This is a genomic window from Arthrobacter sp. G.S.26, assembly GCF_050847375.1.
Classification (GTDB): domain Bacteria; phylum Actinomycetota; class Actinomycetes; order Actinomycetales; family Micrococcaceae; genus Arthrobacter.
In genome coordinates, this window is sequence record NZ_CP193752.1 from 2,185,383 (window position 1) to 2,197,100 (window position 11,718).

General features: G+C 65.4%; 10 protein-coding genes. 3 read left to right on the forward strand and 7 right to left on the reverse strand.

Annotated elements, in window-relative coordinates; all coding sequences use genetic code 11:
* Nucleotides 1-113 precede the first annotated feature (113 nt).
* Both ACRB8A_RS09925 and ACRB8A_RS09930 read left to right on the forward strand, forming a co-directional pair.
* Nucleotides 114-2,066 (forward strand): M13 family metallopeptidase, encoded by a 1,953-nt coding sequence (locus ACRB8A_RS09925; protein WP_432244602.1) that lies wholly within the window; start codon nucleotides 114-116, stop codon nucleotides 2,064-2,066.
* A 203-nt stretch (nucleotides 2,067-2,269) separates the two neighbouring features.
* On the forward strand, nucleotides 2,270-2,872 hold the full coding sequence (locus ACRB8A_RS09930; protein WP_432244603.1) for a hypothetical protein: 603 nt from the start codon (nucleotides 2,270-2,272) through the stop codon (nucleotides 2,870-2,872).
* Between the two features lie 84 nt (nucleotides 2,873-2,956).
* Here ACRB8A_RS09930 and ACRB8A_RS09935 read toward each other — a convergent pair whose 3' ends face one another.
* The 5 genes from ACRB8A_RS09935 to ACRB8A_RS09955 form a co-directional block, all read right to left on the reverse strand.
* Complete coding sequence (locus tag ACRB8A_RS09935) at nucleotides 2,957-4,537, reverse strand: LCP family protein (protein ID WP_432244604.1); 1,581 nt, start codon at nucleotides 4,535-4,537, stop codon at nucleotides 2,957-2,959.
* Between the two features lie 97 nt (nucleotides 4,538-4,634).
* Complete coding sequence (era, locus tag ACRB8A_RS09940; RefSeq protein ID WP_056598233.1) at nucleotides 4,635-5,594, reverse strand: GTPase Era; 960 nt, start codon at nucleotides 5,592-5,594, stop codon at nucleotides 4,635-4,637.
* The gene (locus ACRB8A_RS09945; RefSeq protein WP_056598231.1) at nucleotides 5,578-6,909 is read right to left on the reverse strand and encodes a hemolysin family protein; all 1,332 of its coding nucleotides are present in this window, start codon (nucleotides 6,907-6,909) and stop codon (nucleotides 5,578-5,580) included. The genes era and ACRB8A_RS09945 overlap by 17 nt, the downstream gene beginning before the upstream one ends.
* Nucleotides 6,906-7,379: an rRNA maturation RNase YbeY gene (gene ybeY, locus ACRB8A_RS09950; RefSeq protein ID WP_050684697.1), complete on the reverse strand. Its 474-nt coding sequence runs from the start codon at nucleotides 7,377-7,379 to the stop codon at nucleotides 6,906-6,908. The genes ACRB8A_RS09945 and ybeY overlap by 4 nt, the downstream gene beginning before the upstream one ends.
* Nucleotides 7,376-8,464, reverse strand: a complete 1,089-nt coding sequence (locus tag ACRB8A_RS09955) for a PhoH family protein (RefSeq protein WP_050684696.1) — start codon at nucleotides 8,462-8,464, stop codon at nucleotides 7,376-7,378. The genes ybeY and ACRB8A_RS09955 overlap by 4 nt, the downstream gene beginning before the upstream one ends.
* Before the next feature lie 362 nt (nucleotides 8,465-8,826).
* Between ACRB8A_RS09955 and ACRB8A_RS09960 the strand changes: the two genes are divergently transcribed.
* Nucleotides 8,827-9,777: a GerMN domain-containing protein gene (locus ACRB8A_RS09960; protein ID WP_050684695.1), complete on the forward strand. Its 951-nt coding sequence runs from the start codon at nucleotides 8,827-8,829 to the stop codon at nucleotides 9,775-9,777.
* Here the strand turns inward: ACRB8A_RS09960 and ACRB8A_RS09965 are convergent.
* Together ACRB8A_RS09965 and dnaJ are read right to left on the reverse strand one after the other, a co-directional pair.
* On the reverse strand, nucleotides 9,764-10,543 hold the full coding sequence (locus ACRB8A_RS09965) for a 16S rRNA (uracil(1498)-N(3))-methyltransferase (RefSeq protein ID WP_056598230.1): 780 nt from the start codon (nucleotides 10,541-10,543) through the stop codon (nucleotides 9,764-9,766). The two genes, ACRB8A_RS09960 and ACRB8A_RS09965, sit on opposite strands and share 14 nt — an antisense overlap.
* A 2-nt stretch (nucleotides 10,544-10,545) precedes the next feature.
* Nucleotides 10,546-11,673, reverse strand: a complete 1,128-nt coding sequence (gene dnaJ, locus ACRB8A_RS09970) for a molecular chaperone DnaJ (RefSeq protein WP_050684693.1) — start codon at nucleotides 11,671-11,673, stop codon at nucleotides 10,546-10,548.
* Nucleotides 11,674-11,718 lie beyond the last annotated feature (45 nt).

The window sequence follows — 11,718 nt, forward strand, 5'->3', positions numbered from 1 at the left end:
CCATTTGAGCGTAACACGGGTGCGTAAGATGAAAGAGCACCACCGTCCGTAACGTCCAGCATGCAGACGCCCGCCGGTGTCCGGCTGCGGCGCTTTCGTCAAAAGGAGTTTCAGTGCCCACATCGGGGATCGACCTGTCCACCATTGATCACACAGTCCGGCCGCAGGATGACCTGTACCAGCATGTGAACGGCACCTGGCTCAAGGCAACGGAAATCCCGGACGACCGTCCGCTGGAAGGCACCTTCACCGCATTGCGGGACGGTTCAGAGCTCGCCGTCCGCGCCATCATTGAGGAAGCGGCAGGTAAGGGCGCCGCCGCCAGTGGCATCGAGCGGAAGATCGGGGACCTCTACACCAGCTTCATGGATGAGGCCGCGGCAGAAGCCAAGGGCATCGGACCCATCCGCCAGCGGCTCGCCGATGTGTATGCCACGGACTCCGCAGCCGACCTGATCGCCCTGGCGGGGCGCCTGTTCCGCGCGGACGTCGGAGGCCTGTTCTACATTTATCCGGCACCCGACGCCGGCAACCCGGACCGCGTCCTGCTCTACAGCGGCCAGGGCGGGCTGGGCCTGCCGGACGAATCGTATTACCGCGAGGAAAAATTCGCGCCCATGGTGGCCGCCTACACGGAGCATGTGCAGGCCATGCTGGCACTGGCCGGAGTGGCGGACGCAGCAACTGCCGCGGGACGCGTGGTGCAACTGGAAACCCTCCTCGCTTCGCACCACTGGGACAACGTCACGCTGCGGGACCCGCAGAAAACATACAACCTGAAGACCGCCGGTGAATCCGCTGCCCTCTTCCCGCACCTGGCCACCTGGTTTGACGCTGCAGGCATCGACGCCGCCAAACGGGAAGAGATTGTGGTCAGCACCCCTGACTTTTTTGTGGGCGCAGCGGCGCTGCTGGAATCCGAGCCGCTGCAGGCGTGGCAGGACTGGCTCGCGATGCGTGTGGTCAGCGCCGCCGCACCGTATCTCTCCAGTACTTTTGTGGACACAAACTTCGCCTTCTACGGCACCACCATCAGTGGGACGCCGCGCAACAAGGACCGCTGGAAGCGCGGCGTGGGTGTTGTGGAAGGTGCGCTCGGCGAAGCCGTGGGCCAGATCTATGTGGCCCGGCATTTCCCGGAAACCCATAAGGCCAGGATGCAGACCCTCGTGGCTAACCTGATCGAGGCGTACCGCCAAAGCATCCAGGATGTGGGATGGATGGGCGCCGAGACCAAGGAAGAGGCCCTGCGGAAGCTTGAGGGCTTCCGGGCCAAGATCGGCTTCCCTGACGAGTGGATCGACTACTCCGCTGTGGAGATTGATCCGGCGGACCTGCTGGGCAACGTGGAGCGTGCGCACAACGCCGACGTCGACAGGCACCTGGACGAGGTGGGCAAGCCCGTGGACCGCACTAAATGGCTGATGACACCGCAGACGGTGAATGCCTACTACCACCCGATGATGAACGAAATCGTCTTCCCGGCCGCCATCCTCCAGCCGCCGTTCTTTACCGCCGACGCCGATGATGCCGTGAACTACGGCGGCATCGGGGCCGTTATCGGCCATGAGATCGGCCACGGCTTTGATGATCAGGGTTCGCAGTTTGACGGCGGCGGCGCGTTGCGGAACTGGTGGACGGACGCGGACCGGAAGGCGTTCGAAGCCCTCACCGCCAAACTCGTGGCCCAGTATGACGAGCTGTCCCCGACGGCTGCGCCGGGTCACAATGTCAACGGCCGGCTCACCCTGGGCGAAAACATCGGCGACCTCGCCGGCCTTGCCATCGCCTACAAGGCCTACCACATCAGCCTGGACGGCCAGGAGCCCGAAGAGCTGGACGGGTTGACCGGGCAGCAGCGTTTCTTTGCGTCCTGGGCTGCCGGTTGGCGGCAGGTCATCCGGACCGAGGAGGCCGTCCGGCGCCTGGCCACGGACCCGCACTCCCCCAACGAGTTCCGGACCAACGCCATCGCCAGGAACCTCGACGCCTTCCATGACGCGTTCACCGTCACCGAGGCCGACGGCATGTGGATGCCGCCGGCCGAGCGCGTCAACATCTGGTAGCTCTCCACGGAAGGTCCCGTCCCCCTTGGGACGGGACCTTCCGCTTTTAAACCCGCTTGCATCTGCTTTGCCAGGCTCTGACGTATCGCGGCAGCATCCCACATGGCCAGTCCTGTTGCTCTGTCCCGGCACACCACGACCCTGTACGCTTTCGGCATGGCAGCGGGCGACTCGTTTACAGCATTTCAAGAGGGAGGAGAACAGTGTCCTCCAGGATGAAGGAATGCCGCGCGGCGAAGGCCATAGTTTTGGCGACGAATCGAAAAACACGGATCGCAACCGTTGAGACGATGCTTGCGCTCCTGGCCTGCGCGGCTTTGCTCGCGGCGTGCGGTGCGCCGATTAACACAACACAGGGGGACGGAATCGCCAACGTGACGGTAGCCCCAGGCATCTTTGACCGGCAGACTGAGGAAGGATCCATTTCACCGGATTGGGATGGGTGGGAAGGTCCATCGCCGTTCTTCCTTATCATCACCGATCAAACAGACAAGGCTGCCGAGGCCCTCCATATCGCCATGGAACGGTGCATGCACATCGACAGCAAGGGCAATGAGTTAACCGACTCTGCGCTGGAAACCACAAATGAATACACGCCGAATTACTCGTCGCCGGTCTACCTTACGTCTCACGGACCGCTGGCATATCTGGACACCAAAGGTGAACTCCCCCGGGCCATGGGAGAGACAATGCTTCGCGTTGTTGTGGATGAACTTGAGGCACAGGGAGTCACCGCCCTTGTGACGTCGCCGCCCTTGGGCGCCGACTTAATAGACGGCACCCCGGAGTGGGAGCCGGCCAGGTAGGGAGCATGCTCCGGAAGACGTAGAGGTGATTTACGGGTGAACGGCACCGTCGGAGGCGTTCGCCCCCGGAAGCCGGGACCGCTGTCAGCGGACGATCAGCTCCGGGTTTGCCTGCTGGCACACGGCGTCACCGGCGGTCTGGCTGACGATGTCGTCCGGGAGGGCGGTGCCGGCACCGTAGGTAACGCCGGAGGGGAAGTCGCTGCCGAGGGCCACCTGCACGCCGTAGACGTTGGCTGACGGGACGAGCTGTGTGGCGGGGATGCCCAGCAGGGCCGCCGTATCAGCGGCCACGTCGGCGAAGTCCGCCCCGTAGTAAACCACGGTCTGGCCGGTCACTGCTGCGTCAAAGAAGGTCGACTGGGTGAATCCGCCGGCGACCAGGGCCTGCACAATTTCCTGCGCCCGGCCAGGGACGCCGGTGCCGTTGGCCACCGCGACGGGTTGCAGGGCCTTGTCGTACGGCGCCACGGCAGGGGCTGTTTCCGTCGGGGCCGTGCTGGGCTCCGCGGACGGGCTGGCCGACGGCGACGTGGGCGCGGTGGGATCCGTCAGGTCCACGTCCTTGCGCAATGCGGCGAAGAGTTGCGAAGCCGCGGGTTCAGCCACTTCGAGCCGGTTCGGATCAGACGCGGCAGGCCCCGTGGGGACCGCCACAAAGGCGACCTTTCCGACGTCGATGTCCTTGAGCCGGTTGCCGATGGTGAGCAGGGTGGGAACTGATCCCAGGCCCTGGTCGACCGTCAGGTTCTGGGTGACGACGTCGGCGATCTTCAGCATCCGCACGGGGTCCGTCAGGGTGCCTTCGTCCTTGATCTTCCGGGTGAGGGAGGAGAGGAAACCCTGCTGGGCCTTGATCCGGCCGAGGTCCCCGCCGTCGGCAAACGCGTGGCGGGTCCGGAGGAATGCAAGGGCCTGCTCGCCCTCGACGGAGGAGGTGCCCGCAGGCAGCCGCAGCCGGGAGTCCGGATCGTAGACGGCGTCGCTGATGCAGACATCGACGCCGCCCACGGCGTTGGAGAGTTCCTTCACCGCGTTGAAGTCGGCCATCATGAAGTGGTCCACTTCCATGCCGGTGAGTTTGTTGACGGTGTCCACTGCGCAGCCGATCCCGGCTTCAGCCATGGCTTCGTTGATCATCACGCCGCTGCGGGCCGGATACGTCTGTTTGGTGTCCTCGTCAGTGCATTCCGGGATGTCCACCAGGAGGTCGCGGGGGAAACTGATCACGCTGACGCGCTTATTGTCCTCGGAGATGTCCATCAACATCATCACATCGGAGTTCCCGTACCCGGTGGACTGGTCCGCTGTCCCGTAGTCGGCGTTTTTCCCGTCGCGGGTATCCGAACCGAGGATCAGGATCTGCATCCTGCCCTTGGCGTCATCAACCTGGCCTTCGGTGCTGCCGCCGCCGGCGTTCAGGGGCGCCTTGGAGATGTTGTTCTGCAGCCGGAAGAACCAGAACCCGGCGAAGGCCAGGCCACCTACGAGCACAACCGCCAGGACGGCAGTGACCGCCTTCAGCCAGATGGGCATCCGGCGGATGGGTCCCAGGTGCCGGGCAGCGCCAGCGCCAGCGGCCGAAGCATCTGAGTGGCGGGACACAGGTCCAGCTCCGGCAGCACTGTCAGCGCCGTTGTCCTGCTTGTCGCGGCCTCGCCCCACGTGATGAACCTTCCTCTAAAAACAAAATCCGGCCCATTTTAGTGGCCCAGTCTGGGAAAACGCCGGACCGCCCCGCGGCGGCACCGGTCCTGCCGGCTCAGAAGCCCAGCTTGACCAGCTGCTTCGGGTCCCGCTGCCAGTCCTTGGCCACCTTCACGTGCAGGTCAAGATAGATGCGCGTGCCCAGCAGGGCTTCGATTCCCTTGCGGGCGTTTGTGCCCACTTCGCGGAGCCGGGCGCCGCCCTTGCCGATGATGATGGCCTTCTGCGAGGGACGCTCCACGTACAGGTTGACCCTGACGTCAAGGAACGGGCTGTCCTCGGAACGGCCTTCCCTGGGAACGATCTCCTCCACCACAACGGCCAGGGAGTGCGGCAGTTCGTCGCGGACACCCTCCAGCGCTGCCTCACGGATGAGTTCAGCCACCATAACGGCCTCGGGCTCGTCAGTCAGGTGCCCGTCCGGGTACAGCGGGGGCGAGGGCGGCATGTGGCCGATCAGCACGTCGGCCACGGTTTCCACCTGGAAGCCGTCAGTTGCCGACACCGGGACGATGTCCTTCCAGCCGTCCTCGCCGAGAACTTCACGTCCCAGGGCCGCGACGGCCAGGAGCTGCTCCGTGAGGGCCTGCCGGTCGACGGTGTCGGCCTTGGTCACGATCGCGATGATCGGTTTGTTGCCCAGGGCAGCGAGCTGCGCGGCAATGAATTTATCGCCGGGACCGATCTTCTCGTTGGCGGGCAGGCAGAACCCGATGGCGTCCACCTCGGACAGGGTGTCCGCGACGAGGTCGTTCAGCCGCTTCCCCAGCAGGGTCCGGGGCCGGTGGAGGCCCGGGGTGTCCACCAGGATCAGCTGGGCGTCCTCCCGGTGGACGATGCCGCGGATGGTGTGCCGTGTGGTCTGCGGTTTGGCGGAGGTGATGGCCACTTTCTTGCCTACCAGGGCGTTGGTCAGGGTGGACTTTCCGGCGTTGGGCCGGCCCACCAGGACGGAAAAACCGGCCCGGAAGCCGCCGAATTCCTCGTCGCCGCCGGCTTTAATTTTCTTGCTCACGTGGAACTCCCTGCTGGGTTGTTTCCGCCTCTTCGAGGAGGTCTTCAAGGTCAGTGTCTATCTTTGGTACCGGTGCCGCAATGATGTGGCTGACCCGGTTCCGCCGGCCCTCAAGCCGGTCTGCGCGTAAGGCGACGCCGTGGACTTCCACGGCGCTGCCCACGATGGGCACGCGGCCCAGTGCTTTGGCCAGCAAACCGCCGACGGTGTCCACTTCATCGTCATCGAGTTCGATGTCGAACAGTTCGCCAAGGTCATCAATGCTCATCCGGGCGCTGACCCGGTAGGAGCCGTCACCCAGTTCCACCGCTTCAGCACTTTCGGTGTCGTACTCGTCAACGATCTCGCCGACGATTTCCTCGATCAGGTCTTCCAGCGTGACCAGCCCGGCAGTGCCGCCGTATTCGTCGATGACGATGGCCACGTGGGTGGATTCCTTCTGCAGTTCACTCAGCAGGTCGCTGACCGGCTTGGACTCGGGAACGTACCGTACCTCCCGGGTCAGCGAATCCACCAGCGGTGGTTCCTCACCCGGGGCGAGTTCGTGCAGGACGGCGGCCACGTCCTTGAGGTAGATGATGCCCAGGATGTCGTCGTTGTTTTCGCCGATCACCGGCATCCGGGAGTACCCGGAGCGCAGGAAGAGGGACATGGCATGGCGGAGTGTGGATCCGGCGTCGACACTCAGGATGTCCGTGCGGGGAACCATAACGGCCCGCACCAACGTGTCGCCGAAGTCGAAGACCGATTGGATCATGGTGGCCTCCGTGTCCTCGATCATGTCGGATTCGCTGGCCCGGTCCACGAGTTCGCGGAATTCCTGTTCGCTGAAGAAGGCTTCGTCCCCGCCCGGGGCGCCGGGTGCTGCGGCGCTTCCCAGGGCCACCAGCCAACCGGGAATGGGTCCCAGGACCCAGGTGAGGAAGCGGATCATCGGGGCGGTGAACCTGACCACGGCGCCTGAGTGGAGCCGGCCCAGCTGGCGGGGCGAAACACCGACAATCACAAAGCCCACCAGGGCCATGATGCCCGTGGCTGCCAGGCCGGCCAGCCAGACGTTGTCGAGGACGCTGTACAGCAGCACCGCCACAGCGACGGCGGAGGCCATCTCGAACCAGATCCGCCAGAAGCGCAGGGCCCGGATGTGGGCCACGGGCTCGGCGAGGATTTTCCGCATGGCGTTGCTGCGGCTCCGCACCAGTGCTTCCTCGGCGTCGTGGCGCGGCAGGAAGTTGAAGGCCGCCTCGGCTGCCGTCAGCACGGCGGCGACGCCCAGGAACACCAGGGCCATCACCACCAGGAGCAGTGGTGTCACTGGGTGGTCTCGGCGGGTGCTTCTCTACCGGTGAAGCCGGTCAGGAGTTCACGCTGGAGGCCGAACATTTCCGTCTTTTCCTCAGGCTCCGCGTGATCGTAGCCCAGCAGGTGCAGGATGCCGTGGGTGGTCAGCAGCAGCATCTCGTCTGCGAGCCCGTGGCCGGCGTTTTTGGCCTGCACCGTGGCGACCTGCGGGCAGATGGCAATGTCGCCGAGCATCCCCTGTGGCGTGGGCCGGCCCGGGGTGCCGGGGGTCAACTCGTCCATGGGGACGGAAAGGACATCGGTTGAACCGGGCTCGTCCATCAGTTCGATGTGCAGCTTTTCCATGGCGGGCTCGTCCACCAGCAGGATGGAAAGCTCCGCCTGGGGGTGGATGTACAGCTGCTCAAAAATATAGCGGGACAGCGCCACCAGGCTGGCTTCGTCCACCTGGATGCCGGATTCGTTGTTCACTTCGATGCTCATGCGCTGTCCCCCCGCCGCTGGCTGCCGGCCGGTTGCTTGACCCGGCTGCGCTGGATGTCGTCCCAGTTGCTGTAGGCGTTGACGATGTCCCCCACCAGTTTGTGCCGGACCACGTCCGTGGCGTCCAGGACCGAGAAGTTGACGTCGTCGATGCCCTTAAGGATTTCTTCAACGATCCGCAGGCCAGAGCGGGTGCCGAAGGGCAGGTCCACCTGGGTGACGTCGCCCGTGACCACCATCTTGGAACCGAAGCCCAGGCGGGTCAGGAACATCTTCATCTGTTCGGGAGTGGTGTTTTGTGCCTCGTCCAGGATGATGAAGGCGTCATTGAGGGTCCTGCCGCGCATGTAGGCCAGCGGGGCAACCTCGATGGTCCCGGCCGCCATCAGGCGGGGAATGGATTCGGGATCCATCATGTCGTGCAGGGCGTCGTAGAGCGGCCGCAGGTAGGGGTCGATCTTGTCGCTGAGGGTGCCTGGCAGGAAGCCCAGCCGCTCCCCCGCCTCAACAGCCGGCCGGGTCAGGATGATCCGGCTGACTTCCTTCTGCTGCAGCGCCTGGACGGCTTTGGCCATGGCCAGGTACGTCTTGCCGGTACCGGCGGGGCCGATCCCGAAGATCACGGTGTTGGCATCAATGGCATCAACATAGTTCTTCTGGTTCAGCGTCTTGGGCCGGATGGTCCGGCCGCGGCTGGAGAGGATGTCGTGGGTGAGGACATCCACGGGGTTCTGCGTGGACTGGCTCCGGAGCAGGGCCGCCAGCTGCTGCAGCACGGCGGGGCTGATCACGCTGCCACGGGCCACCAGGCCACGGACCTCGTGCAGGAGCCGCATGATGCGGGGCACGTCGCGGACTGGTCCGCTGATGGAAAGCTCGTTGCCGCGGACGTGGAAATTGACGTCGGGGAACTGTTCCTCAATGAACCTCAGGGCCTCATCGTGGCTGCCGAGGGATTGGACCATTTGGTCGGAGTTGTCGAAAACAACAACTTCTGTCCGGATCCCGGGGAGTGAATGGGGGAATTCGGCCGCCATGCCCTCTCCTGTGGTGAGCCGGCGCTTTCCATTCGCTGATTCAGTCATGGTGCTGGCCCGCAGGCCCGTGGTCCCCTCAAGGTCGAAGTGCTTTCCGTCTGGCCGGGCGGGACTTCCGGTACGTGCTGGTCCCGGCCCAGTGATCCCTCCATCTTACGCCAGCACACACCGCCGCCCGCGATCAGGACCCTGGTAGCCACCGGCTGCCGGTGCGGCTGGTGGGTGCCGTGCTCCCCCGTTAGGTATCAACTTCATATCGTCCTCATATCGTTCCCGTTGCAGTTCCGGCATGACCCGGATCCGGAGCACTTCCCGGCTGCACCCTGTGTAATGCTGGAAACCCAGCTACTGCTGGACAGCGGGCCGCCCGGGGATCGGCCCTCCACACCAGGAAAGGACAGGCAACAACAGTGCCCGAAACCGCTGCGCCCTTCGGGGCCGGACAAAGTGCACGCCGCGCGCGGGCACTGGTTCTTGCGGGCCTTCTTGTTGTTCCCGCCCTGTCCGGCTGCATCGCCGACCCCGGCGCTTCGGAGTCCAGCACCCTGACAGCCAGCCCTTCGGTGACAGGCACACCCGACATTCCGGCCACCAGCTCCCCACTGGAAACAACCCAGTCCTCCAACAAGGCCCCCGTCTATTGGCTGGGCCGGACCAACAACAATGTCTTCCTTTACCGCGAGTTCCGCGACGTCCCGGACCAGGAAAACCCTGTCACACGCGCCCTGCGGGCCATGATGGACGAGAAACCCCTCGACGCGGATTTCTTTACGCCCTGGCAAAATCCTTCCAAGCTGGCCACGTCCATTTCGGGCAAGGATGTCATCACGGTGGATGTTTCGGAGGACGCCTTCAACAGCAACCTCGACGCCGACACCGCCAACCGGGCCATCCAGCAGCTCGTTTATACGGCCACAGCCGCCGGGGCCAGTTCGGGCCTGATCGACACCGGCCAGCAGATCCGGGTCCGGATCCTGGTGGACGGGCACACCGATTACATGGCGTTCGGCCATGTCCAGCTCGGCGCCCTGATGACCCGCGCCACCGGGCTGCTGGCTCCGGTCTGGATCATCGACCCTCAGGAAGGCACCGAGCTGCGGTCCGGCAGCGTCAAAATCGGCGGCCGCAGTTCGGTCTCGGGCGGCAAGCTCCGCTGGCAGATCCTGCGGTCCGAGAAGAACGGCACCAAGGAGCCCTTCCTGACCGGCGAGACCACCACGGCCCCCGAACCCGGGAGTGCCGGGCTGTTTACACTTGCCCTGACGCTGCCGGCCGGGGACTACGAGGCAAAGGTGGCCCAGTTGGGTGCCGACGACCAGGTGGACCGCAACGAGGACACCCGCTCGTTCACTGTGCGGTAGCGTCCCAGCGGCCCAGCACATCGCTGGCGAGCACGACGGCGGCCGGTCCGGCCGTGGAGGAGCGCAGGACGTGGTGCCCCAGCAGGGCAGTCACGGCACCCTGATCGCACAGGCGCGTCACTTCGCGGGGGCTGATCCCGCCTTCGGGGCCGACGATCAGCAGCACCTCGCGCACTGCGGCCGTAGACTCCCCGGCCCACGCCGACAGGACGGAGCGGAGCGGCCGGACAGCGTTTTCGTGCAGGATGACGGCCAGGTCCGCGGCTTCCACAGCGCCGGCGAGGGCGGCAGTGTCGACGGCGGCCCGCACCTCAGGCACCCAGGCCCGGCGGGCCTGTTTGGCGGCGGCAGTCACCGTGGACTGCCACTTGGCGTGCGCCTTCGCGGCACGGTCACCCTTCCAGCGGACGATGGCCCGTTCGGACTGCCACGGGATGACTGCGTCGATTCCCAGTTCCGTGGCCGTCTCGATGGCGAGCTCGTCCCGGTCGCCTTTCGCCAGGGCCTGGACCAGGACAAGGCGGATGTCAGGCCGGTCCTCCCGGGCCACGGATATGCACTCAACTTCCAGTGCCGCGGACGAGGCAGCCACCACAACTCCGCTGAGCCTGGTGCCTGCACCGTCCACGATGTCCACGGGCTCACCGGGCGCCAGCCGTTTCACGGCCACGGCGTGCCGGGCTTCAGGGCCCTCCAGGACAAACCTGCCCTGGGGGTGCACCTGGTCCAGCGCGCCGGCGGTGGTGAAAAAGACGGGGTTGCTCACCGCTACAGGTTACCGAGCCGGTCCCGCAGCTTGGCGAACATACCGCCGCTGGCCGCGAGCTTGCCTTCGGTGATCTGCTCCCCGCGCAGCTTGGCCAGCTGCCGCAGCAGGTCCTCCTGGGCCTGGTCCAGCCTCGCGGGCGTCTCCACCTGGAGGTGCACCTTAAGGTCGCCGCGGCCGTACCCGCGCAGGTGCGTGACGCCGAGGCCGCGCAGGGTGATGATCTCCCCGGACTGGGTACCGGGCTTGACGTCGATGTCCTGGCTGCCGTCGAAGGTTTCCAGGCTGACGTCGGTTCCCAGCGCAGCCGCCGTCATGGGAATGTTCAGTGTGGCGTGCAGGTCGTCGCCGTCCCGGACGTAGGTGGCGTCGTTGTTGACGCGGATCTCCACGTACAGGTCGCCGGCAGGGCCACCCGCAGGGCCGGCTTCACCCTGGCCGGAAAGCTGGATCCGGGTGCCCGTGGCAACGCCTGCGGGGACCTTGATGGTCAGCGAACGGCGGCTGCGGATGCGTCCCTGCCCGCTGCACTCGTTGCAGGGGTCCTTGATGACCGTGCCGAAGCCTTCGCAGGTACCGCACGGCGCCGCCGTCATGACCTGGCCCAGGATGGACCGGACGGCCCGCTGGACCTGGCCGCTGCCACCGCAGATGTCGCAGCGTTCCGGCGAGGTGCCGGGCTGGCAGCAGGAGCCGTCGCAGGTGGGGCACGTGACGGCGGTATCCACCTCCAGCTTCCGGTTGACACCGAAAACGGCGTCCTTAAGTTCGATCCGAACGCTGATCAGGGCGTCCTGGCCGCGCCGGACGCGGGAGGCCGGGCCGGCAGAGCCGCCTGCGCCGAAAAAGGTGTCGAAGATGTCCTGGAACGCGAAGCCCTGGCCGGCATAGCTGCCGCCGCCAAAGCCGTTGTCAGTGCCGTTTTCGTTGCCGGTGGTGTCGTAGACCCGCCGTTTCTGCGGATCCGACAGGACCTCGTAGGCATGCGTGACGGCCTTGAAACGGTCGGACGCGTCGTCCCCGGGGTTGACGTCCGGGTGCAGGGTGCGGGCCAGTTTGCGGTAGGCCTTTTTGATCTCTTCGCCCGTAGCCTCCGGTGAGACTCCAAGGACGTCGTAGTGGCTGCTCAAAGTTCGTGTCTCTTCCTTGTTGTACTGCCGGCAGTTCAACTGCCG

Coding starts and splice junctions, on each gene's coding strand:
- ybeY (WP_050684697.1), bottom strand. CDS start 7,379: ATGAGCATCGAAGTGAACAACGAATCCGGCATCCAGGTGGACGAAGCC.
- ACRB8A_RS09955 (WP_050684696.1), bottom strand. CDS start 8,464: ATGACTGAATCAGCGAATGGAAAGCGCCGGCTCACCACAGGAGAGGGC.